27 protein-coding genes are annotated in these 21,066 nt (G+C 72.5%); 24 read left to right on the forward strand and 3 right to left on the reverse strand.

Annotated elements, in window-relative coordinates; all coding sequences use genetic code 11:
* Positions 1-29 precede the first annotated feature (29 nt).
* The 20 genes from ACN27A_RS33330 (at position 30) to ACN27A_RS33425 (ending at position 14,126) form a co-directional block, all read left to right on the forward strand.
* The gene (locus ACN27A_RS33330; RefSeq protein ID WP_421458818.1) at positions 30-701 is read left to right on the forward strand and encodes a hypothetical protein; all 672 of its coding nucleotides are present in this window, start codon (positions 30-32) and stop codon (positions 699-701) included.
* 64 nt (positions 702-765) lie between these two features.
* Positions 766-1,215 (forward strand): hypothetical protein, encoded by a 450-nt coding sequence (locus ACN27A_RS33335; RefSeq protein WP_421458819.1) that lies wholly within the window; start codon positions 766-768, stop codon positions 1,213-1,215.
* 88 nt (positions 1,216-1,303) lie between these two features.
* On the forward strand, positions 1,304-1,813 hold the full coding sequence (locus ACN27A_RS33340) for a Pycsar system effector family protein (RefSeq protein ID WP_421458820.1): 510 nt from the start codon (positions 1,304-1,306) through the stop codon (positions 1,811-1,813).
* Positions 1,810-2,034 carry a hypothetical protein gene (locus tag ACN27A_RS33345; RefSeq protein ID WP_421458822.1) on the forward strand — a complete coding sequence of 75 codons (225 nt, stop codon included), beginning with the start codon at positions 1,810-1,812 and terminating at the stop codon, positions 2,032-2,034. The genes ACN27A_RS33340 and ACN27A_RS33345 overlap by 4 nt, the downstream gene beginning before the upstream one ends.
* A 724-nt stretch (positions 2,035-2,758) precedes the next feature.
* A complete protein-coding gene (locus ACN27A_RS33350; protein ID WP_421458824.1) occupies positions 2,759-4,120 on the forward strand; it encodes a hypothetical protein in 1,362 nt (453 codons plus the stop codon).
* 134 nt (positions 4,121-4,254) lie between these two features.
* Positions 4,255-4,740, forward strand: coding sequence for a helix-turn-helix domain-containing protein (locus ACN27A_RS33355; protein ID WP_421458826.1), 486 nt, complete (start codon positions 4,255-4,257; stop codon positions 4,738-4,740).
* Positions 4,740-5,456: a hypothetical protein gene (locus tag ACN27A_RS33360; RefSeq protein ID WP_421458828.1), complete on the forward strand. Its 717-nt coding sequence runs from the start codon at positions 4,740-4,742 to the stop codon at positions 5,454-5,456. The genes ACN27A_RS33355 and ACN27A_RS33360 overlap by 1 nt, the downstream gene beginning before the upstream one ends.
* Positions 5,453-6,193 (forward strand): AAA family ATPase, encoded by a 741-nt coding sequence (locus ACN27A_RS33365; protein WP_421458831.1) that lies wholly within the window; start codon positions 5,453-5,455, stop codon positions 6,191-6,193. Before ACN27A_RS33360 ends, ACN27A_RS33365 begins: the two co-directional genes overlap by 4 nt.
* Before the next feature lie 157 nt (positions 6,194-6,350).
* Positions 6,351-7,364, forward strand: a complete 1,014-nt coding sequence (locus ACN27A_RS33370; RefSeq protein WP_421458833.1) for an NUDIX domain-containing protein — start codon at positions 6,351-6,353, stop codon at positions 7,362-7,364.
* A 141-nt stretch (positions 7,365-7,505) separates the two neighbouring features.
* Positions 7,506-7,772 carry a hypothetical protein gene (locus ACN27A_RS33375; protein WP_421458834.1) on the forward strand — a complete coding sequence of 89 codons (267 nt, stop codon included), beginning with the start codon at positions 7,506-7,508 and terminating at the stop codon, positions 7,770-7,772.
* A gap of 242 nt (positions 7,773-8,014) precedes the next feature.
* On the forward strand, positions 8,015-8,482 hold the full coding sequence (locus ACN27A_RS33380) for a hypothetical protein (RefSeq protein WP_421458836.1): 468 nt from the start codon (positions 8,015-8,017) through the stop codon (positions 8,480-8,482).
* The gene (locus tag ACN27A_RS33385; RefSeq protein ID WP_421458838.1) at positions 8,479-8,826 is read left to right on the forward strand and encodes a hypothetical protein; all 348 of its coding nucleotides are present in this window, start codon (positions 8,479-8,481) and stop codon (positions 8,824-8,826) included. The genes ACN27A_RS33380 and ACN27A_RS33385 overlap by 4 nt, the downstream gene beginning before the upstream one ends.
* Positions 8,827-8,894: 68 nt before the next feature.
* Positions 8,895-9,221, forward strand: a complete 327-nt coding sequence (locus ACN27A_RS33390; protein WP_421458840.1) for a hypothetical protein — start codon at positions 8,895-8,897, stop codon at positions 9,219-9,221.
* Positions 9,222-9,403: 182 nt separating this feature from the next.
* The gene (locus ACN27A_RS33395; RefSeq protein WP_421458842.1) at positions 9,404-9,976 is read left to right on the forward strand and encodes a hypothetical protein; all 573 of its coding nucleotides are present in this window, start codon (positions 9,404-9,406) and stop codon (positions 9,974-9,976) included.
* A gap of 63 nt (positions 9,977-10,039) precedes the next feature.
* Positions 10,040-10,285, forward strand: coding sequence for a hypothetical protein (locus ACN27A_RS33400; protein WP_421458844.1), 246 nt, complete (start codon positions 10,040-10,042; stop codon positions 10,283-10,285).
* 49 nt (positions 10,286-10,334) lie between these two features.
* Positions 10,335-11,138 carry a hypothetical protein gene (locus tag ACN27A_RS33405; RefSeq protein ID WP_421458846.1) on the forward strand — a complete coding sequence of 268 codons (804 nt, stop codon included), beginning with the start codon at positions 10,335-10,337 and terminating at the stop codon, positions 11,136-11,138.
* A 6-nt stretch (positions 11,139-11,144) separates the two neighbouring features.
* Positions 11,145-11,432 (forward strand): hypothetical protein, encoded by a 288-nt coding sequence (locus tag ACN27A_RS33410; RefSeq protein ID WP_421458847.1) that lies wholly within the window; start codon positions 11,145-11,147, stop codon positions 11,430-11,432.
* Positions 11,433-11,557: 125 nt separating this feature from the next.
* Entirely contained in the window at positions 11,558-11,767 is a 210-nt protein-coding gene (locus ACN27A_RS33415; RefSeq protein WP_421458849.1) for a hypothetical protein, read from the forward strand.
* Entirely contained in the window at positions 11,764-12,831 is a 1,068-nt protein-coding gene (locus ACN27A_RS33420) for a tyrosine-type recombinase/integrase (RefSeq protein WP_421458851.1), read from the forward strand. The genes ACN27A_RS33415 and ACN27A_RS33420 overlap by 4 nt, the downstream gene beginning before the upstream one ends.
* A complete protein-coding gene (locus ACN27A_RS33425) occupies positions 12,828-14,126 on the forward strand; it encodes a hypothetical protein (RefSeq protein WP_421458853.1) in 1,299 nt (432 codons plus the stop codon). Before ACN27A_RS33420 ends, ACN27A_RS33425 begins: the two co-directional genes overlap by 4 nt.
* Positions 14,127-14,428: 302 nt before the next feature.
* On the opposite strand, the gene ACN27A_RS33430 is transcribed toward ACN27A_RS33425, so the two are convergent.
* Positions 14,429-14,821, reverse strand: a complete 393-nt coding sequence (locus ACN27A_RS33430) for a hypothetical protein (protein ID WP_421458855.1) — start codon at positions 14,819-14,821, stop codon at positions 14,429-14,431.
* A gap of 96 nt (positions 14,822-14,917) precedes the next feature.
* Between ACN27A_RS33430 and ACN27A_RS33435 the strand changes: the two genes are divergently transcribed.
* The 3 genes from ACN27A_RS33435 to ACN27A_RS33445 all read left to right on the forward strand — a co-directional run bounded on the left by ACN27A_RS33435 (position 14,918) and on the right by ACN27A_RS33445 (position 17,829).
* Positions 14,918-15,256: a hypothetical protein gene (locus ACN27A_RS33435; protein WP_421458857.1), complete on the forward strand. Its 339-nt coding sequence runs from the start codon at positions 14,918-14,920 to the stop codon at positions 15,254-15,256.
* 1,811 nt (positions 15,257-17,067) lie between these two features.
* Positions 17,068-17,445 (forward strand): hypothetical protein, encoded by a 378-nt coding sequence (locus ACN27A_RS33440; protein WP_357097980.1) that lies wholly within the window; start codon positions 17,068-17,070, stop codon positions 17,443-17,445.
* A gap of 204 nt (positions 17,446-17,649) precedes the next feature.
* A complete protein-coding gene (locus tag ACN27A_RS33445) occupies positions 17,650-17,829 on the forward strand; it encodes a hypothetical protein (RefSeq protein ID WP_421458780.1) in 180 nt (59 codons plus the stop codon).
* A 195-nt stretch (positions 17,830-18,024) separates the two neighbouring features.
* Here the strand turns inward: ACN27A_RS33445 and ACN27A_RS33450 are convergent, their stop codons facing one another.
* Both ACN27A_RS33450 and ACN27A_RS33455 read right to left on the reverse strand, forming a co-directional pair.
* Entirely contained in the window at positions 18,025-18,567 is a 543-nt protein-coding gene (locus ACN27A_RS33450; protein WP_421458782.1) for a hypothetical protein, read from the reverse strand.
* Positions 18,568-18,649: 82 nt separating this feature from the next.
* On the reverse strand, positions 18,650-19,114 hold the full coding sequence (locus tag ACN27A_RS33455; protein WP_421458784.1) for a hypothetical protein: 465 nt from the start codon (positions 19,112-19,114) through the stop codon (positions 18,650-18,652).
* A 215-nt stretch (positions 19,115-19,329) separates the two neighbouring features.
* On the opposite strand from ACN27A_RS33455, the gene ACN27A_RS33460 reads away from it, so the two are divergent.
* The gene (locus tag ACN27A_RS33460) at positions 19,330-21,030 is read left to right on the forward strand and encodes a replication-relaxation family protein (protein WP_421458786.1); all 1,701 of its coding nucleotides are present in this window, start codon (positions 19,330-19,332) and stop codon (positions 21,028-21,030) included.
* The last annotated feature ends 36 nt before the right edge of the window (positions 21,031-21,066 follow it).

A 21,066-nucleotide genomic window follows, 5' to 3' on the forward strand; every position in this document is an offset into this window, starting at 1 on the left:
GCCGGTTCCACGAGACCAAGGAGATCCCGATGCACACCCCCACTTCCGACGAGCGCGACCTCGACCTGGCCCCGATCGATCACATCCGCGCCACCGAGGCCGGCACCGGCCGCTGGCGGGCGCTGACCGACTGGTGGCGCGACAACCGCACCGCGCTGTTCGTGCGCGACAACTGGCCGCTCGGCGTGGCCGCGCTGATCGCACTGGCCGTGACCGGCGGACTGCTGTGGCTGCTCTGGACCGTCATCGCCTGGCTGCTGTCCGCGCTCGGCGCGGCCGCCACGGCGGTCGGCGACGCCGCCCCCGCCCTCGGGGACTGGATCACCGACGGGCCGATCACCCGCTCGATCTCCGACCCGGTGCGCGCCTTCCTCGACGCGCACACCACCGGCCTGCCCGCCGGCGGCCGCGACGCCTGGATCGCCTGGCTGGTCGCCGTCTGCGTTCTCTACGCCGCCGCGGTGTCCGGATCCACCTACGGCCGCATCGGGTGGGCCGCGATCGGCGCCCTGACCGGCGCCGCCGCCTACGCCGGCGCCCCGGCCGGCGCCGGCCCGGCCGCCGCCGGGCTGACCGCCGTGGTGTGGCTGACCCTGTCCCTGCTCGCCTACACCGCCACCAGCCGGATCTCCCTCGGCGACGTCCTGGACAGCCTCACCGACCGGCGGGCCCGCCGCACCGCCGCCGACACCACGTACTGACCGAACCCGGCCGCCGCGCTTCCTTTTCCGCCCACCCGTCGATAGCACTCACTGAGGAGGAGCCATGACCACCACGACCACCCCCACCCCCACCGCCGCCGCCGCGCCGGCGACCACCGCGGTGCGGCTGTACGTGAGCGACAACGACCCCGAGAGCCCGCGCATCGTCGAGCGGGTCGTGACCGGCTGGCCCGTCGCGCCCGGCCTGGCCATCACCGTCACCGTCGACGAAGACGGACAACGCCTCGACGGCCGCTACAGCCTCACCCACCTGCCCAGCGGCAAAGCCGTCGCCCAGAAGTTGTGCGCCCGCCACGTCGACCAGGCCGCCACCACCGCGATCGCCACCGGCATCGACTGGACCAACGACGCCGAGCAGATCGTCGACGACGAGCGCACCACCCCGCTGCGCCCCGGCCTCACCGACTGGAACTGGTGCGGCTCCGACGACACCTGCCGCCCCGAGGCGTACCCGCGCCCCGACTCCGTCCTGCACGACCCCACCAGCCGATAACGCCGCGCGGGCGGCCCCCCCTGCCTTCCAAAGCTGGGGCCGCCCGCCACCCCATCAGCCCGCATCGAGCCAGAGGAGCACCCTCATCGTGCCTGATCCGACCTCGACCATCGCCCTCGGCCGGGCGGTTGCCGCCCTGGACACCGCGATCGCTACCGCCCGCGCCGAGCTGGCCCGCGTCGACCCGAAAGCCAACGGCTACCTCCAGGTCGCCGGCGTGCTGCTCGGCGCCGGCCTGGCCGCGCTCACCGCCGCCGGCGGCCGCCTCGGCCCGCTCGCCCTCACCGCCGCGGCGGTGACAGCCACGGCGGTGGCCGCCGCCCTGGTGCTGCTGGTGCTGGCCTGCCGCCCCCGACTCGACGGCGACCACGGCCCGCTCTCCTACGCCGACGCCGACCCGTACGAGGTCCTGGCTCGCTACACCGCCGACGTCGACGGCGTCGACGAGTTGCTTGCCCTCGCCCGCACCCGCGAGCTGTGCTGGCTGTCCCGGACCACCCGCGCCAAGTACCGGGCGATCCGATGGGCGGTGCCGCTGCTGCTCGCCGGCTACGCCGGCGCGGCCCTCACCGCCGCCGCGGCGATCGGCCAGTGGTGACCGTGACCAGCGACTACCGCCTCGACGTGGTCACCGACCCGGAACCCGACCTGCCGCAGACCGTCCACTACTACACCGCCACCGACGTCGACGACGCGTGCCGCCAGGCGCGGCAGCTGCTCGACGACGCCGACGGCCCCACCGACCGCTACGGCGAGCTGTACGTCCACGACGGAGCCGGCCGCGCCATCCATTGCGACACCATTCACCGGCCCGAGTGACCATTCAAAGCGCACGAATAGGCGGTCCCTTTCAACGGGCCGCCTATTCGTACGACCTTGGTCGCATTCTTTGCGAATATTTTTGCGCCGGACTCATACAGGTATGTCCCGATTTTCCCGGGAGATCCACACAGGATCCGCGCCGATCCCTGGCGTGGGCGCGTGTTGGGACTTCGTCACGCGCGGCAGTCGCCGTAAGATCCACGGGTTACCACCCCAGCCTGATCTACAACCTCGTGAGGGAGCGCCCGCGCTCAACCCCTAACTCCATAAAAAAACAGAGCCCCAAACCCCTCTTCGTTTGGCCGCGCGGAGGGTCTGAGGCTCTCAACAAGCTCGGAGGCAACCATAGCACCCACCTCCGGGCTGGGTGCACTCTTGTCTCTGCACGCGGTTACCGCGTGTCGCGGCGACGCCTGCCCGCGCCCGGCCCTCACCTCAACGCATCGACCACCGGCGGTGGACGATGACGCTTAGCGCAACCACCTATCACGCTCTGTCGGCTGAGCGGATCGCGGCGGCCGGACACTGCCCGGTCTGTGCCGCCGCCGGTCAGGCGGTGCTCACCATGGCGGGCCGGGACCGGTGCATGACGCACCTGGCCCACCCAGCACCCACCGCCTCCGTTAGCGATGTTTTTGGTCCGGAAACTACGGGCGGCCGCGCTACGTCTGCGAGGCGGCCGGGGCGTCGGCCCGCTGGCGGCCGGCACGCCTGGCGGCGGATGTTCCTGTCCTGCTCGCCGGTACGCAAGGCGCCCAAGGACACCGGCTCCAAGCGGCGGCTGTCGCCGCAGCGTCTGGAAGAGCACGCCTCACTCCTGGTGGTGCAGGCCCTGTCCGCCCGTAAGGCGTACCGGCCGATCGGCTGGCTGGCCCTGGTCCTCTACGACCTCGACACCCACCGGCCGCCCGGCGCGAGCCGCGCCGACGCCCGCTCCAACATCGCCGCCATCGCCGCGATCCTGGCGTCGTCGGCCGACTGGGGCTCCGGCCGCCGCAGCCGCCCCGGCCGGCAGGTTACCGCCGGCCTCACCGGACGGTGCGAGAAGACCGTCACCCGCCACCTCGCCCTCCTGGAGGCCCGTGGCCTCACCGAGGGCAACGCCGCCGGCCAGCTGCTCACCAAGCAGCAACGCGTCGACGTCCAGGCCGACCCCGACGCCACCGCCGACCAACGCGCCCGCTGGACCAACCGCGCCGAGTGGCGCCTGCTCATCCCCGACTGGACCCGCGAGATCACCGACGAGGAGATCTGGCCCTACATCGAGCAGGCCGCCGCCCTCCTGGACGACCTCGCCGCCCCCGCCCGCGCCGGCCGGGCTGTGGACAACCCTGCGGACCCGGTTGTGGATAACCGCCCTGGTCAGCCCGCACCATCGCTAAATGTCCCCCCCTCAATTACCCCCCAGGTACTCACGTGTGTTCCTGTCCGTCGTAGCTCTTTCTCCTTGCCGCCCACTGTGGACAACGTGCCGGACGGCGCGTCGCCGGTCGCGGTAGAGACAGAGCAGAAAGGCGGCGCGTTGCGCCTCTCACCAACAAGGAGGGGTTCCCGCGGTTCGCGGGGCCGTCTGGCTCCAGGAGTGGTGCGCCTGGCCCGCGAGATGGTCACTGACGACCGTTTCCCCTACACCCGGGGTCCGAACGACATCCTGCCGATCGCGGGCGTCCTGCACGCCCGCAAGCTCGGCCGATGGACCATCGAGGACCTGGTCGCCGAGGCCGAGCTGCGGCTGGCCGAATGCCACAAGAGCATGGTCACGGTGGCGAAGGCTCCGGCCTCGTATACGGCGTGGCTGCTGGCCAAGGCCGTGCCCGACGAGCCGCCCGCGCAGATCGCGGCCGCGCTCGCCGAGTCCGCCCGCGCCGACCTCATCGCCCGCGTCCACCGCCAGTCCAGCCAATGGCACCAGCGCGAGCAGCACCGTGTCGACGCCACCGCCAGCGAGGGCGGCCGCGCCGCCCGCGCACTGGTCGACGAGCTCGCCGCACGCCGCCACCACCGCAAGCTCGCCGGGGCCCGCCGCTACGACGAGATCTCCCGCGACCTCGACACCCCCGCCGACGGCACCGTGACGTCCTAGGCCGCTCCAGACCGTGCGATCACCGCCACCAGGCCCCAGCCGCCCATCCGAGAAAGGCGACAAGCCCCCTATCGGTTTCTATTATTCCGCGATAGGCTTCCTATCGTAAGTTGGTCGAGGAGAGGAGAGACCTGATGTCGAACAGTCCTGCTGACGTGGTGGCGGCCGCCGTGGAGCGGTTGCAGGCGGCCAGCGCGCAGCGAGAGGCCCTGGCGCCGCTGCGCCGGGCGATCAGCGACGTCGACGAGGAGGCGCGCACCGCGGCGTTGGCCGCGTCGGCGGCCGGCCTGTCCGAGCGCGCCATCGCCGCGCAGCTCGGTGTCACCCAGCCCACCGTGCACTCGTGGCTGGATGAGCGGCGGTCCGCGCCGGTGCCGGCCCGCACGGTCGCCGCGCAGGCGTGGACGCTGCACCACCTCGCCACCGCGTTGGCGTCGCAGGTGGCTCGGCTGCGCGGGCATGAGCTGCCCGGGCAGGCTCCCGGCTCCCAGCACGTGGCGCCGAGCAGCGCCGCCAGCACCGCCTACAAGGGGGCGGTCGACGTTGCCGGCACCCTGGCCAACCTCGCCGCCGCCCTCGACTACGCCGTCCGTACCAAGCACCTGCGGGGAGAGCGCTGATGGGACTCCTGGACCGCTTCCGCACACCCCCGGCCGTGCCGGCCGGCCCGGCCGCCGACGTCGGGTCTGACGGCATCTTCGCGGTGCCGCTGACTCCCGCCGAGGCGGGCCGCCTGGTGCAGGCGCTGCGTGAGCACGACCGGCTCACCCGGCTGCACCGGCCGGACATCGGTTACGGGGCCGGCTACAGCCGGTCCGAGGCCGAGACCATCTCTCGGACGACCGGCGTCGCCGCCGCCCTCGGGCACCCGGTCGTGCCGCACCTCGTGCAGAGCGTCACCATGCACGACGGCCTGCTGATCGACTTGCAGCGGTGGACGCCGGGGGCCGCGCTCACTCGCGACCTGGAGCAGTTGCTGACCAAGATGCAGTTGCTCGCCGGGATGGCGCGGCTGCGCCAGTGGCACGTCCGCTACGACCCGGCCGCCGGCGGCATGCGGTGGACCACCGTCCCGACCGACATCCCCGGCAGCCCGACCGACGCCGGCCCGCGCCGCGAGAGCGCGGTCGTGGCCAGCGCCCTGCCCGGCCGCCCCACCGTCGGGGCGCCGCACCTGGGGGCCGCCGACGTGTTCGCGGCGCGGATGCGTGACGTCCACGCCGCCGCCGGCGACAACCGTCTCACCGCCCACGCCCTGCGGGAGCTGGCCGCCGCGGCGACCACCCTCGCCGGGCAGCTGCACGCGGACGCCGACCGGCCGGGCGGTGCCCGATGAGTGCCGAGACGCTCGTCGACGCGCCGCGCCTGGTCGTGCTCATCGGCCCGTCCGGTGCCGGCAAGTCGAGCTTCGCCGCCGCGCACTACCGGCCGCACCAGGTCTACAGCCTCGACTGGCTGCGCGCCGTCGTCGCCGACGACGAGTGCGACCAGGACGCCACCGCCGACGCGCTGACTCTGCTCACCGCGATCCTGCACACCCGCCTGACCCGCCGGCTGACCACCGTCGTCGACGCCACCAGCAGCAGCGTTGCCGACCGGGCGTGGCTGCTCGCCATCGCCGGCGAGCACCAGGTGCCGGTGGAGGCTGTCGTCGTGACCGCTCCCCTGGCGGTGTGTCTGGCGCGGCAGGCCGCCCGACCCGGACCCGCGCCGGGCCGCCGGTGGGGCCGTGCCGTGCCGGCCGACGTCGTCACCGCGCAGCACGCCGACACCATCGCCGCCCTGGACACCCTGCGCGCCGAGGGCTTCGCCCACGTCACCGAGATCGGCTCGTCACTGCCGGGATCGGCCGCAGGTACCGAGATCCACTACCAGACGTACGCCGCCGCCACCGGCACCTCCGGCGTCGCGACGCTCACCGTTGCGCACACCGTGGACAGTCTCGGCGAGGCCGACCGGCTGGCCGCCAAGCACGCCCGCGCCGACGTCGACGTCCACGTCACCGCCGTCGTCCGACCGGACGGCCGCGACCTCGTACGGGAGTGGGAACACGCCCACGCCGACGTCCTGTGACCGGCCACGCCAACCCCGCGCGGTGGCCCCCGCCCCCGCCGACCGACAGCACTCCGTTCGCGCGGTCGGGGTCGTGCAGCAACACGACCCCGACCACTACCTCCAGCCCCCGAAACCGCTGAGCAGCAACCCGAGACACCGAAAGGCAAGGATCATCATGACCGACACCCGCACCAACACCCACCCCGACGTCTACCTGCGCGGCACCTACACCCACCCCGACGTGTACCGCGGCGTCGCTGAGGGCTGGGCCGAGGCCCAGACCGACCCGACCCGCATCACCGACTGGCCCGTCCGGCAGGCCGCCGCCGCGCTCCCGTTTCCGGTCGTGGCGGGCCGTCCGCGCAACCCGTTCGAGTCCACCCCCGTGCGCTACGGCCGCAACCGGCTGGGGCACTGGGGCGAGGCGCGCTGTGCCGACGCCGCGGTGACCGCGACCGACACCACCGGCGCCCGCTGGATCGTCCTGATCGAGCGTCCGCGTGGGGAGGGCTGGGCGCTGCCCGGTGGTCACATCGAGGCGGGTGAGGACCCGACGACTGCGGCTGGGCGGGAGCTGGCCGAGGAGACCGGTCTGGTCGTCGACCTCACCGACGTGTGGGTGCGGACGCTGCCGGCCCGCTACGTGCCGGATCCCCGCTGCTCCGACGAGGCGTGGATCGTCACCTACCTCACCACGATCGCCCTCGGCGTCTACGAGGCCGGCCACCTGCCGGCCCTGGTCGCCGGCGACGACGCCAAGCGCGCCGTGTGGGTCCGCGCCGACAGCTTCACCGACCTGGCCCGGCACCTCGGCGCCACCGTCGGGGGCGTCGTGTTCTCCGGGCATCAGCCGATGCTCGGCGACCTGCTCGGCGCCCCGACGTGGCCGACGCTGGCGATGGTGGCCGAGATCAACGGCATCGGCATGAGCGACATCGGCGAGGACGGCGACATCATCGCCCAGGGCCACCACGACCCGGCCCGGATGCTGACCGCGCTGCGCGGCTACGCCCGCGAGGTGTGGGACGAGGTCCTGGCCCCCGCCGACCCGGCCGACCCGCACGCGCAGATCCGCCACGAGTGGGCCGTCAACACCGGCGACGGCACCGGCCCGGAGCAGTGGCGCCTGGAGCCGGCCGCCCCGGGTGCGGCGGACGCGTTCCCGATCACCCGCTGGTACCAGCACTGATCTCCCACCCCGGCCGCCGCGCGGCCGACGGATCGGGCGCGCGGCGGCCGTCAACGACTGTTCGTCAACGCTTGTGACCTTGCAGTCTGAAACTGTAAGGTGGTGTTTGTGAGGCGGAGTGCTCGACCGGAGGAGGAGAACGTGGGCGCACGGCAGGCGTACGAGGTCGGAGCGGGCGAGTACGAGGACTACCAGATCCTGGCCCTGTTCGAGGACCAGCGGGACGCGCAGGCGTTCGCCGACCACCACAACCTGACCAACATCGAGCGGATCTCGCGCGGCAACTGCTCCCCGGCGGTCGTCAGCGACACGACGGTCGCCTACTACCCGGCCGGCACGTGGCGCCCGACCTCCACGCAGGTCATTGACGGCACGCTGACCGGCTCGCTCGAACTCACCCAGCACTGACCCACTCACCCAGCACTGACCCACTCACCCAGCACTGACCCACCAGGAAGGAGTAAGGCCATGGACCCCGTGCTCGCGGTCATTCTCGCGATCGGCATTCCGGTCGCCCTCGTGTTCGGCATCGGCCCCCTGTTCTTCAACAGCCGGCGGTTCTGACCGCCTCCGTCGCCACCGGGCTGGCCCTCTGGTCCGGTGGCGCGCGGAGGTCGCCAGGCCGCCTGGAGACCCGGAGAGGAGAAGGCATGCAGGTGGAGCAGATCGTCGCCGACATGCGCAAGACCATGGCGATGCCGGGCAGCTCGCCCGGAGTGGAGCGCTGGATCGCGCTCGGATACATCACCGGGATCGCCCGGCCGGAGCCCGGCAGCGCCACCACCGCGCGCATGAGCGACGCGGACCGGCTCGCCGCGATCCGCGCCGTGCTCGACGCCCTGGATCTCATCGACGCCGACCACGCCGACAACGCCGAGTGGACCACGGAGCAGGTGTTGGCGTACCTGGCGGAGCAGGGCCGGCCGGTGACCGCGAAGACCTGGTCCGGCTACGTCTCCCGGGGCCAGGCCCCGGCGCCGGCCCGACACATCAGCCGGACCCCGGTGTGGGACTCGGCCACGATCCGGTCCTGGCACACCGGCCGGCGCGGCCAATCGTGGCGTGCGGGCCAGCAGAGCACGACGGAAACGGCCGACCGCTCCGACGACACCCGATGAGCACCACCGCGGGGCCGCTCGACGGCTGGGACGTCTGCGCCGTCACCGGATGCCCCCTCTCGGACCCCGACGCAGCCGAGCCCGACAACATCGACGAGATCGGAGAGACCGGCATCGCCCACGGCGTGCGGCACGTCAACATCTCCGACCACTGGTGGATCAACACCGACCCGAGCCAGCTCGCGCACGACAACGCCAACGTCCTGGCCGTCGCCGAGTGGCTCGCCCGATACGAGTGCCGCGACTACTGCGTTCGCAGCGAGGAGTACGTCGGCGAGTGGCGCGGCTACCAGCTGCTCGCCAGCGACCTACTGGGAGCCCTCGACGGAGCCCGGCACCCGTGACACCACGCCCTGGGCGCCGGCGACGGCACCCAGGGCCCCGCCCCACCGCCCCCGAGGAGGACAGACACATGGGCTGGATCAACAGAGCGCTCGGCACCGGCCGCGACCTCAACCGTGTCGAGACCGAGCTGGCCGGCATGGGCCCCAGGGACCCCCGCCGGAGCAAGCTCAGCAAGGAAGCCGCCCGCCTCCAACAGCAGCAGACCACCGAGATCTCCAAGGCCCTGCGCGACGGCGCGGACGAGCAGACGATCCGCTTCGCCCTCGGGTTGCACGGGCAGGGAGCGGACCGCGCCGACAGCCGGGGCCGGCCCACCCCCGCCCAGGAGATCCAGCAGTTGATCGCCCGGCACGGCATCGAGGCCGTCACCGAGGCCCTGCACCGCAGAGCCTGACGCCGACGCGCGCCAAGCCACCTGTCGATGCCTCCATAACTGATCTTATCGAGGCACGAAATTGTCGGACCCGGACCGTAGCGTCACGGGGGATTGTGAGATCTCTCGTCAGGTTGACAGTGCGGATTTCTCACCTCGTGACCGAACGCAAGACCTGAACCGAAGGAGCGCCAACCCACACCATGAGCGACAACGACGCGGACCCGATCAGCCTGCCCGAGGACATCGCCACGCAGGTGCGGCAGCTCGCCGAGCAGCTCCACGACGTGCTGAGCAAGCACATGTCCGTGACCGACCCGGTGCCGCAGGCACAACTGCTGTGGCAGGCCGCGAAGCTGATCAACACGGCCGCCGGCGGTCTGGACTACGCGACCGGCACGCCCGCCGATCAGCGGTTCTCCCGCTGGTGGGACGTCGCCGACATCGGCTCGGACATCGCGGGCACGGCGATGCAGATCGCCGCGCAGGGCCTGACGGTTGAACACGCCGTCGCCCAGGCCGAGTCGTTCGGGGCGCTGGACACCGGATTCACCACGACCATCGGCGCGACGACCGTGCGCCTCTACCCGAAGGACGAGGAGTCGACCCAGACCCTGACGGTCAGCGTCGACGCCGACCCGCTGCACCCGCTGACCGTGACCGCCAACCACGGGGCGGCACCGACGCCACGCCCATACACGCCAGTCAGCCTGCTGCGCGTGGACCACGCGATGCGCCGACTCGGACAGGCCCTCGGCGACGTCGTCGACCACTAGGACGACGACACCGCCCGGTCGACGGCCCCCGGTCCCGCACGCACCATCCACGAGGAGAGAGCCATGACCAACAACGACCCCTTCGACATCGGCCCGGCCGACACCCCGCAGCAGCGCGCCGCGTACCTGGAGGAGAAGTTCCACAAGCACCGCGACGACGCCGGCGTGCCGGTGCTCGCCGAGGAGGAACTCCTCGTCGTCGCCGAGCTGCTCGACCGGCTCAACGAGCTGACCAGCGCCACCCGCGACCCGTGGGGCCGCCTCGCGCGGCTCATGGCGGTCCGGATCTACGACCGCCTCGGCATCTGAGAGCGACAGGCAGACCCTCACCGACCAGCAACAACATCAGGAGGAACGTGTGAGCATCAGCAGCACTGCCAAGACCACCGAGGTGGACATGAGCGCCGTCCGTCAGTGGGTGGACCGCGCCGTCAAGGCCGCGGTCCCGGCCGACCAGATGACCACCGACAAGTACGGCTTCGCCGAGCCGCAGCCCCTCGCCGGTCTGCAGGCCGCGCTGTCCGTGGCCCGCCTGGCGCAGGATCAGGCGCACAAGTTCGCCAAGGGCCTGCGCGGTGAGGGTTCGTCGTGGGACGAGATCGCCGACCTGCTGGAGATCGAGTGGTCCGAGGACTACGCGCGACGGGAGCGGGCGTTCGAGCTGGTCGCCGGCCCGGCCTCGCGCAACGGCTACGACCGGTACGTGTTCTGGACCTGCGGCGGCCCCCGTGGCTGCGGCGAGCGCGTCAGCGACCGTGGCCCGTACAACGGCTACCCGTCCGACTGCGAGGACGGCCACGCCGAGGGCTGCCGGCGGCTGGCCGCCGAGGTCGAGGCGCACCACCAGCAGCAGGACGAGTGGGAACGCCGCGCCGAAGTGATGGAAGAGACGCTCCCGCTCGTCACCGACACCTTCGGCAAGGAGACCGTGCAGCGGGTCCGGTACGTGCAGTCGCACGGCGGCCGGTACCAGGCCTGGTCGACCAGCGAGACCCTCGCCGTCGCCCTGGTCCTGCGCGACGACGAGCGGCTCAGCGAGGTCGGCTACTCCACCCACACCGAGGCCCTGCGCCGGATCACGTCGGGCATGTCCACCCCGCCCCGCGACCCCGCCGGTTGGCTGACCACCGTCCGGGCCGCCGCGACCGGGCTGCGGGACTGAGCCCCCATGCCTGAGCGTCAACCGGCGAACCGGGAGCACCTGATCTGCGCTGTCGACGAGACCAGCCCCTTGTGGAGCCGGTACGTCCTCACCGTCCAGCCCCACGGCGAAGACGGCCAGTGGGTCATCGCGCACCGCAGCACCGGCCTGTTCTGGGACCGCCACCACACGTGGACACCCGACATCCGCAACGCGGCGCGGTTCCCCGAGGACAAGGCGCGGCAGGTCGCCGACCGCCTCGCCGTCAGCCTCGTCACGGAGGGCATCACCGCAGCCGAGACACTGCGGAGCTGAACCACCCCGCGCGCGGGTCGGGACCATCCGAACTGGCCCCGACCCGCGCCCGTCGATCATCTCCGACCACACAGGAGGACGCACCACATGGCCAGCCCTGTATCTGCCGTCCCCGGTCGCGGCCGATGATCCGGGTGCGGATCGTCGCCGACGACGTCGACCAGGCCGACGCCGCCGCGCTGGCCATCGGCCGCGTGCTCACCGTCACCCGGGAGAGCCCGCCGCGGCCGCGTCGATCCGGTGACGGCGTCACCGTCTACCTCGACGCCGAGTTGCCCCCGGTCGACCGGGACGCCGCTGGCGCCGCGCGACGCGAACGGAGGTCGACGCGATGACCGTTCTGTCCGGCGAGCTGCTGCCCGCCACCCCCCACGGTGGGGCCCCCACCGTGGGGGCACCCGCTGGCGACGGCCTGGAGGAGCTGCTGCGGGAGTGGCTGATCTCCTACGCCTCGCCGCACACGCGGGCGGCGTACCAGCGCGACCTGCGGCACTGGCTGGCGTTCCTGGCCGCCTCCAACGTCGATCCGCTCACCGAGGCCCAGCGGGTGCACACCCACGCGTGGCTGCGCGTGCAGGAGGCCTCCGGCACGGCGGCCGCCGCCACCCGCGCTCGCCGCCTCGCCGCGGTGTCGGCGTTCTACTCGTGGTTGATCGCTGAGGACCGCACCGACCGGGCCAACCCCGCCGCCATCAACCCCAAGCAGAAGCCGAAGACCGACCAGAAGCGCCCGCGTACCGCCGGGCTGTCTCGCGCCCAGGCCGAGGCGCTGCTCGCCACCGCCGACGCCGACACCGGCCCCCAGGCGGCCCGCACCGCGGCGATCGTCGCCCTGCTGCTCTACACCGGCCTGCGTGTCGGTGAGCTCGTCGGCGCCGACATCGAGCAGCTCGGCCACAACCGCAACCACCGCGTCCTACGGTTCGTGGCCAAGGGCGGCGGGGAGCACCTGGTGGCGCTGCCCGCCCCGGTGACCCGCCGCCTGGACGCCTACCTCGCCGGCCGCACCGACCTCGCGGCCGCCGCGCTGCCGGTGCCGACCGGGCAGGCCGGCGCCCGGCCGCGCCGGCCGCTGGTGGCCACGGCCAGCGGCGCCCGCCTCGACCGGGGCGCGGTGTGGCGGCTACTACGCCGCCTCGCCACCACCGCCAACATCCCGGTGAAGATGAGCCCGCACGTGCTGCGGCACACCTGCGCCACCCTCGCCCGCGACGCCGGCGCCCGCCTGGAGGACGTCCAGGAGCAACTCGGGCACGCCGACGCTCGCACCACCCGCCGCTACGACCACGGCGGCCAGCGCCTCGACCGGGCCCCGGCCTACACCCTCGCCGCGTACCTCACCGTCGACGACGGCGGCGAGGATTCCATGGAATCAGCAGTTGGGGAGGAAGCGGCATGACCACCAAGGCCCGCACCTCTGTGGCGGTGGCCGCCTGGACCGAGCTCAACGACCGTCAGCAGGGCACCCTGCGCGCGATCTACGACATCGACCAGCAGATTGAAGCCAACCGGCGCCGCGAGGCGGCCCTCGGGAGGTTCGACGGCCGCCCGGCGGTCGAGTGGCGGCGCATCGACTTTGCCCACGAGCCCGGCGATCGCCGGCTGGTCGGTCTCACCGACCTCCAGTCGCGCCTGGACTGGCACGGGTGGGACAACCAGGGCAACGGCTCGACCATGGCCGCGCTGGCCAGCCGAGGGCTGATCACCCGCAACACCCGAGGCACCGCGTTCGGGGTGATGCATACCGTGGCGTTGACCCGGGCGGGCCGGGCCGCCGCCCGCGCCGGCACCTCCCTGGACAACGGCGCGAAACCGAAAGCCGGCCTCAGTGAACGCGCGTGGGAGGTCCTGGCCCTGCTGTGGGCCGTCGACCAGCGCGGCCAACCGCTGACCTGGAACTACTCCGGGACGATCGAGCACGTGCTGATCGACAAGCACGTGCCGCCGCTGGCCGAGAGGTGCGCGGATGGCTACCGCATTACCGACCGGGGCCGCGACTTCTACCGCAACCAGCACGCCGCACACACCGCCGCGTATCCCACCGTCACCGCCGCGCACCCCGACGGCGCCGACGCCGAACCGTGGCCGGCACGAGCCGACGAGCTGCTCGGCCAACACCGCAAGCTCTACCGCGCGCTGGTCAAGGCGTGGAGCACCGCACGCGACATGCAGCTCACGGCCGACAGCGAGGCGGCCGCCGAGCCGCCGACACCCGTGGCCGTGCTGCCCGCCGCGGTGACCGAGCAGGCCACCGCGGTGCACCAGCTGTGGCAGGAGACCGCCCGCCAGCGCGCCAAGCTCGCTGGCGAGCACGTCGAGGCCGTGCGCGACCGTGCCGAGCGGACGGCTCGCGTCTACGCCGCCGCCGCGCTGAGCGTGTTCCACGCCGCGATCACCAAGGCCGACCCGCTGGCCGGGTTGCAGCCGCCGAACGACGCCGACACCTGGGACGAGCCGCCGCTGTCCCTGCGTGGCGAGACCGGCATCCACGCTATCGACGCCGCCGTGAAGAAACTGCACGCCGCCGCCGTAGGCGCTCCCCTGAAACGACGCGGCCCCGCCCCGAAACGCCGCCCCGCCCGCACCCAGCAGCCTGAGCAACCGCCACCGCCCGGCGCCGACCTCGCGGCACTCGCCGACTACCTACGCGACCAAACCCACGGCGGCACCCTGCTGCGCCGCCTGCACCACTGACCCGGGCAACGAGCCCGCCACACCTCGACGCCGAACTACCAGGCCACTGGGCAGCGCGACGCGCCAACCCACAAGACGTGCCAACCTCGACGACCCCCACCCCCGCCCCGGGGGCAAGGCCACCTTGCCCCCGGGGAGTGCCGTCACCATCGACGCCGTCGATCGATGATCACGGCGAGGGGATGCGCCGTCGACGAGGGTGCCCCTCCCCCGTTGGGGCACCCGGCGGCGCGCAGCAAGGGGCCGGCGCCACAGGGGTGGGGCGCCGGCCCCGCACCACACACAGCGCCGGTGCAAGCGGCTCACTGCTCGGCAGCGAGGCCGATCCTGGCTGCCAGGTGAAGCGGCCGGGCGTCGACGACGACGCTGGCCCGGTCCAGGTCGACGCGGGCGGGCCGGTCGTATCGGCCGAAGGTGACAGTCCACCGCTGCCAACTCGGGCCTGACGTGCGAGCGGTGACGTCCGGGTGGATCGGCTCGCCAGCGCCGACGGTGGCATAGATCCGCACCACGTCGACGCTCGGGTCCTTCCACTGACCCTCACGCAGGGCACCGGTGTGGTCCTCGTCGACGACTTCCACCACGAGCGACAGGCCGTGTGGCCCGTCGATGACGCCCCAGTGCAGCACCACGAGGCCGACAGCCCGGCCGAGGACAGCCGGCGGGACCAGCAGGCGGGGACCGGTGACCGTCATAAGAGCCCACCCTGCCACCCGCTGATGACCGGACGGTCACATCGAGCAGCGCATGCGACTCTGGACGCCTCGTGACGTGTCGGTGACGATGGGCTGATGAGTGAGGTGCGGCCCCGATGGGCGAACCTGCCGCCAGCGGAGCGGGACCGGCGCATCGCGCAGAGCGCGGCCGATCGAGCCCGTGCCGCTGGCGACGAGCCGGCGCGGCCGGCGCGGTGGGCGGACCTGCCCGCCGCCGAGCGTCGCCGGCGTGAGGCCCAACGCGACGCCGACCGGGCCCGCGCCGCCTCCGGCGACACCACCGTTTCGGAGGCCGAGCGGCAACGCCGCGCTATGCAGAGCCGCGCCGACCGCGAGGCCGCCAAGATCGAGGACGCGATCCACCGCACCGTCTACGGCGGCGACATCAACATGATGTCCAAGGACGACTGGTGACCGCTGCCGGCCCGCAGTGTCGGCACATTGTCGAAGATCACCGCACACCCTTACCGACATCCCTGGCGCCCCGGAAGAGTGGCCACGCCGCCCGGCCCGTCTGCCGGTAGGCCCAGGTGCTTCACGGGGCTCAGATGGCCGCCTGAGCCTCGTGGAGCACCTCGCACCGGCCGAAGGTGAGCAGGTACCGCTGTTCAAGGGGCCGCGCTCACCAGCGGGTTCCAACGAGGGTTCCAACGAGGAATCCAACGACGGGGACCGCTCGCCTGAACCCTCACCCGTGTTCACGCCATCTCTCCTGGTGGGAGGCGTTGAGGCGGCCGGCGTACCGGAGCCGACTGATAAGAGGTATCCCACCTACCGCCCGCCGTATTCGTGCTCGAACGGCAGGGGGCAAGGCGGCCTTGCCCCCTGCCGGCCTCGGCCGAAAATCTGCAGATCCGGCAGGTCGCAAGCCTTCGGAATCCAGATCCCCGGGACGGGACCGGGTCGGGCCGGGTCGGGAAACCGCCGCACCGGTACGCCTGCTTGCGGGCCTGCCCGCTTCCGTGCATGATCGGGCCGCACCGCCCCTCGCGACCTGACACCCAGCCAGACACCGCGCCGCACCACCGCCCGACGCGACCTGGCCGCCAGCCGGACACCGCGACCCCGTTCGACGCCAGCGACCCGGCCGCCAGCCGGACCACGCTCCTCGCCAACACCGCCGGGCCCCTGTGCCCGCCTGCCAGGCACCAGCACCAAGGGGAGGGACACGTTGGCCACCGCCGCGTCCATCCTCGACGACCTGGACCCGGACCTACGCCAGACCTGCGTCAGACCTGTGATCGGACCTGAATCCGGACCCAGGTCCGACGCAGGTCCGCACTCAGGTCCAGGTCGTGGGCGCGAACTCGGCCAGGTCAGGTGCACCACTCTGCCCTCAGACCTACGCCCAGACCCGCGTCGGGACCCAGGTCCCGGGGTCTCCCGGGACGGGACGGGGCGAGACGGGCACAGGTCCGCACCCAGGTCTCACCGCCCGGCCGCCCTCCGGCACCAGGCGGCCGTCCCCTGCGACCCGGCGCCCATCCGGACACCGCACGAGCAGCCCACGCTCACCCAGGACCAGCGACTGGCCAATCCGTTCAATCACCTGGCTACCGGGTTTGGATCCCCGGGACGGGGCGGGCAGGGCAACCTCACCCGCCCCGCCGTGGCCGCGCGCCGATCACCGACGAACCACCGACCGATCACCGACGAAACAGCGACCGATCACCAACACGAACAAAAACCAGTCGTTGATCGGATCGCTGATCGAACACTGATCCGATCACCGGTTCGTTGGCGATCCGAACGACGATCTGACGCCATCAGTGCGCCCTGCGTACCGCCGATCACCGACGGCGGTGATGCCAACCAGCGCGGGGAAGGGTCCGGGTTGGGTCGGGGGTGCGCGGTTGTTGGTGATCGCCGCTAACGGCTGCGGCAGGCTCCTGGGGGCGGGCAGCGGATGAGGCGGGTAGGTGGAGAGTCCGGAGAACCGGCGCGGGGAGGGGCGGGTCGGATCTCTGCTGGTTAGGGGCCGCGAAACGCGCGGGTAGGACAGCTCACGCGCTGACGAGTTTCCACACTCGCCGTACCCGGTGGCCTGCTGTTTTTCGGCGACGGCTGAACCATCGACCCCACGTCCAGGCGACAGAAAACTCTCCCCGGGGCCACGAGGGACAACGGGATCGACCGTGAGGATCAGCCGATGATCGGTACGGTCACCGCCGGGATCACCAGGGGCACAGGCGGACCTGACCCCGGCTCGGTTCGTTGAGCAGTCCATGACGGATCAGTCGCACCACCTGGTGGCCAACCCGCAGCGGTACTTCGAGGCGTTGGGGCGGGTCATGTCCTCTCTGCGGGACACCTGCGCGCTCAACGGCGCTACCAACCTCGACTGGTGGCAAGGCAAGGGTGGGCGGACATGGGAGATCGAGTGGCAGGGCGGCCCGTTTCCGGCCGAGGTCGCCGCGAAGCTGCTGGGCGTACCGGAACCCGGCGCTGCCGACGGCGCGATCGAGACGGCTGTGCAGGACCTGATTGCCCCGGGTCCGGACAACTCCGGCCGCGCGCATCTGGTCGTGCTCGACGTGCCGGTGAACCTGCGCGCCATCGACCCGATCGGCGCCAGCCAGGTCTGGGCGACGCTCACGCGGTGACGACCAGGAGGCCGCCCAGTCGGGCAGCCGCGCGTCGGGTTCCTGGTCGCCCCGGTCAGTCGTAGGTGTTGGTTAGGGCGAGCCGGTGCCGAGGAACCGGGTCGACCGGCACCCGCCGGGGGTGATGTCCGTGGGGGACATGGTGGGAGACCCCAGGGGAGCCAGCCCCCTTTTTCTCTCCCCGAATCCGCGTGGCCTGCCGAAATGGTCACCACGACACGCAACCCGACTCCCGTGATCAGGGCCGTGATCAGTGGGGCGACACGAGCCCCGATCAACCGGTCCGGCGTTGTCGTCGTCGTGCTCCTGGTCGACCAGCACCGGCCGGTGCTCGCGGATCCACGCCGCGACGTCCGTCTGCAGCCCACCCACGCCGAGCTCTGAACGTTCAGACCCCAAAACGCGCGTGCGGAGAGGGCTATGACCGGTCGCACCACAAAACGCGCGCGAGGCGGCAGCGGCAGCGGCCCTGGACCCCACGCAGGCGGGCAGGGCCGGGCCTAGGGGCCCGGCCCCCGTGCCCGCCGCCGCCGCGGAAACGCCGCATCCGTTCGCTGCCCGTGAGCTGGCAGGAGTGACTCAGTCCAGGTGCGCTCGACGCCGGTACCACAAGCCGGCCAGGAACACCGCCAGCACACCGCACACGGCCGAGCCGACCCCGCCGGCGAGCCGGACCGCACCGGATCCGGTCCAGGAGGTGAGCAGCGCCACCGTGGCCATCACCGCGCACACCACGGCGGCCGCCATCACCCGCCGCTCTGTCGCCGCCGACGTCACCGCTGTTGCCGGGGTGGACTGTCGTGGCACCAGCAGCGCGCGCTCGTCGAACGGGTCCGGTTCGACCTGGTAGCCGGCCCGCTCCAGAACCGCCCGGTAGCGGGCCACCGCCTCCGGCACGTCGTCGGTGCCGCAGTAGGTGACGACGAACGGCTCCGGCCCGTCCTGGCTGGCGTTGGCGCCCTCGACCGCGAAGCCGTCCAGGTGCCGCTCGTCGAAGTCTCGCAGCCCGGCCCGGCGCAGCAACTTGCGCAGCGTCTCCGCGTCGCGGTCCCGCGCCGACCACAGCGGCCGCTCGCCCCGGCCGTATCCATACTGCGGGTGCTCCGCATCCACGGGCGTCACCGAGAGACGCCGCGAGTTTCGCAACCCGCCCACGCGCACGGGCGCGATCCGGAACCGGCCACACCCTGACCCGGGCGGTTGATCATCGCGCACCACCGCCGGATGCCGTGCCCACCTGGTCATCGATAACGATGGCAGGGATGGCGGTGCCAGGGTCGTCAGCGTCGTAGAGCCTGAGGACGTCGCGGATCTCGGTGTACAGCCTCTTGGCGATGGCCTTGGTTTCTGCCGTGAAGTACCTCGGTCGGCTGTACGGGATGCTGGCGGCGATGCCCAACGCCTCGATGACTATGGCCAGTTGGGGGCCGGACAGCCGTACCTCGACCATCGGATCTTCCCGACCCGGGACATCCGCCGGAGCAGGTGATCTCCAATGGTCTCGATCGGATGCTTGACGCTCGATGAACTGCCAGGTGTCGTCGTGGCACTGGATCACCGCGATGGAAAGCCCTGCGGCGGTTTCCATCAGCGCGGTGTGGTTGGCCCAGCGCTTGAGTTCGAGTTCCTTGACGGCACGGCGGTTCCGCAGCGAGTCCAGAAGTCCCATGGGGATGCATGATGCCCGATGCGCTGCGTGTGGGGAAAGGCACTGTGCGTCGGCGAATGGGGGTGCCGGTTGTCCGCATGGTGCCCTGTCTGGAGTTGCCGTTTGCTTCGGACCCGAACGGCAACCCCGATCACGTTCGCACCGCAGGTCGCGCCGCCTGTGACAGATTCCGGTCGACAGGCGACTGACACTGTCTGTGTCACCGGTGGGTGGCCATGGGCAGCGAGATCGCGGGAGGCGGCGCCGTCGTGTCGGACCGGGCGTTCGTGCAGCGGCTGCGTGCCTCCGGCGGCCCGTCACACGACCTGCTGGTCCTGCTCGACGAGCACCGGATCCTGACCACCGACCAGTTGGCCCGGGCCACCGCCGCGCCGGTGCGCACGGTCCGCCACCGCCTGGACCGACTCCGCCGCGCCGGCCTCGTCGACGCGGTCCGTCCGGGCCGTGAAGCGGGGTCCGCGCCCCGGCACTGGTGGCTGCGCATCGCAGGGGCCCGCCTCGTGGCCGGCACGGCGGCCGCGCCGGGCCGGCAGCACCCGTCCGGACTGCACGTGGCCCACGCGGCGGCGATCGGCGAGACGTGGCTCGCGGTCCGCGACCACGGCCCGGCCGCAGGCCTGCGACTGCGCCGGTGGTGGTCGGACCGGGCCGGCTGGCAGCAATGGCAGTCCACCCGGCCCGGCTACGGCACTCGCCTGCGCCGACTCACCCCCGACGCCGTGCTCCTGGTCGACGTCGAGCACGCCGGCGTCGCCGGCGAGGCGGCCGCGTTCGTGGAGGTCGACCTCGCCACCATGAGCCAGGCCGTGCTGCGGCAGAAGGTCGACCGCTACCTCGCCTACGCCGACGCCAGGGCGTGGGAAGGTCGGTGGCCGCACTGCCCGCCGCTGCTGCTGCTGACCACCACGCAGGCCCGGGCTACCACCTTCCTCGCCGCCGCCAGCGGGCAGCTCGCCGCCGCCAGCCGCGGCAACCTCGTCTACGGCGGGCAGGCCGGACGAGACATCGCCGACGCCCGCACCCTCGTCATCGCCGCCTGCGGCCTCGTACGCCAGCCGGCCACCGCGGTGGTCGACCAGCCGGTGTGGCAGCTGCCCGACGACACCACCCGGGCCAGCCTGCCGCAGCTGCTCGCCGCCCGGATCGCCGTACAGGCCCGCGCCCAACACCACCTGGACCAGGCCGCCGACGACGCCGCCCGCCACGACCGCGTCGACCAGCTCCGCGCGATCCGCGACGCCGCCGGCGAGCAGGTCGCCCGACTCTTGGGTGCTGCCGCCGGCGACATGCTCGCCCACTGGTACCCGGCCGACCTGCCCGCGCTGCTCGACGACGACCCGCCACTCGTCGACGCGCTCCTGCACTGGTGGGCCGACCCCGACGACCCCGACCGAGCCGGCCCGGCCCGCCACATGCTGACCGACCGACACACCACCACCTGGACGCGGCAGGCCAAACAGCTCCTCGCCGCCGCCCACCACGGCGACCACCCCCGGCTACGCGCCGCCGCCACTACCCTGGCCGCCGGCCGGCTCCTGCACGGCTACGACGTCGACCGGCTGCACCAGCCACCCCGAGCCACCTGGACGCAGATCCAGCAGGCGGCACTCGAGGACTACCAGGCCCACCGCGACGACCAGGTCGCCGCCGTCTGGGCCGCACTCGGCTGGCGGGCCCGCCGTCACACCAGCCCTACCCAGCTCGGCGACGACCACGACCGCGAGCACCTGCTCGTCTGCGACACGTGCGCGATCGCCTACCCCCGGCCCGACCCGACCGGCGCCGACTGGCACGCCGGCGAGCAGTGCCCGCACTGCCACACCGGCACCCCACTGCCCTACCGCCAACGCGACCAGGTCGCCACCCTCACCGACCGGCTGACCACCATCCGCGCCCGCCTCGCACCACCACGCTGACCACCGGGCCGACACGACGTACCCGCCCCCCGGTTT

Origin of the sequence: Micromonospora sp. WMMD737 (genome assembly GCF_049179055.1) — a bacterium.
GTDB classification, from domain to species: Bacteria; Actinomycetota; Actinomycetes; order Mycobacteriales; family Micromonosporaceae; genus Micromonospora; species Micromonospora reichwaldensis.

Coding starts and splice junctions, on each gene's coding strand:
- ACN27A_RS33330 (WP_421458818.1), top strand. CDS start 30: ATGCACACCCCCACTTCCGACGAGCGCGACCTCGACCTGGCCCCGATC.
- ACN27A_RS33335 (WP_421458819.1), top strand. CDS start 766: ATGACCACCACGACCACCCCCACCCCCACCGCCGCCGCCGCGCCGGCG.
- ACN27A_RS33350 (WP_421458824.1), top strand. CDS start 2,759: ATGTTCCTGTCCTGCTCGCCGGTACGCAAGGCGCCCAAGGACACCGGC.
- ACN27A_RS33355 (WP_421458826.1), top strand. CDS start 4,255: ATGTCGAACAGTCCTGCTGACGTGGTGGCGGCCGCCGTGGAGCGGTTG.
- ACN27A_RS33360 (WP_421458828.1), top strand. CDS start 4,740: ATGGGACTCCTGGACCGCTTCCGCACACCCCCGGCCGTGCCGGCCGGC.
- ACN27A_RS33365 (WP_421458831.1), top strand. CDS start 5,453: ATGAGTGCCGAGACGCTCGTCGACGCGCCGCGCCTGGTCGTGCTCATC.
- ACN27A_RS33370 (WP_421458833.1), top strand. CDS start 6,351: ATGACCGACACCCGCACCAACACCCACCCCGACGTCTACCTGCGCGGC.
- ACN27A_RS33380 (WP_421458836.1), top strand. CDS start 8,015: ATGCAGGTGGAGCAGATCGTCGCCGACATGCGCAAGACCATGGCGATG.
- ACN27A_RS33385 (WP_421458838.1), top strand. CDS start 8,479: ATGAGCACCACCGCGGGGCCGCTCGACGGCTGGGACGTCTGCGCCGTC.
- ACN27A_RS33390 (WP_421458840.1), top strand. CDS start 8,895: ATGGGCTGGATCAACAGAGCGCTCGGCACCGGCCGCGACCTCAACCGT.
- ACN27A_RS33395 (WP_421458842.1), top strand. CDS start 9,404: ATGAGCGACAACGACGCGGACCCGATCAGCCTGCCCGAGGACATCGCC.
- ACN27A_RS33400 (WP_421458844.1), top strand. CDS start 10,040: ATGACCAACAACGACCCCTTCGACATCGGCCCGGCCGACACCCCGCAG.
- ACN27A_RS33410 (WP_421458847.1), top strand. CDS start 11,145: ATGCCTGAGCGTCAACCGGCGAACCGGGAGCACCTGATCTGCGCTGTC.
- ACN27A_RS33415 (WP_421458849.1), top strand. CDS start 11,558: ATGATCCGGGTGCGGATCGTCGCCGACGACGTCGACCAGGCCGACGCC.
- ACN27A_RS33420 (WP_421458851.1), top strand. CDS start 11,764: ATGACCGTTCTGTCCGGCGAGCTGCTGCCCGCCACCCCCCACGGTGGG.
- ACN27A_RS33425 (WP_421458853.1), top strand. CDS start 12,828: ATGACCACCAAGGCCCGCACCTCTGTGGCGGTGGCCGCCTGGACCGAG.
- ACN27A_RS33430 (WP_421458855.1), bottom strand. CDS start 14,821: ATGACGGTCACCGGTCCCCGCCTGCTGGTCCCGCCGGCTGTCCTCGGC.
- ACN27A_RS33435 (WP_421458857.1), top strand. CDS start 14,918: ATGAGTGAGGTGCGGCCCCGATGGGCGAACCTGCCGCCAGCGGAGCGG.
- ACN27A_RS33440 (WP_357097980.1), top strand. CDS start 17,068: ATGACGGATCAGTCGCACCACCTGGTGGCCAACCCGCAGCGGTACTTC.
- ACN27A_RS33445 (WP_421458780.1), top strand. CDS start 17,650: ATGGTCACCACGACACGCAACCCGACTCCCGTGATCAGGGCCGTGATC.
- ACN27A_RS33455 (WP_421458784.1), bottom strand. CDS start 19,114: ATGGGACTTCTGGACTCGCTGCGGAACCGCCGTGCCGTCAAGGAACTC.
- ACN27A_RS33460 (WP_421458786.1), top strand. CDS start 19,330: ATGGGCAGCGAGATCGCGGGAGGCGGCGCCGTCGTGTCGGACCGGGCG.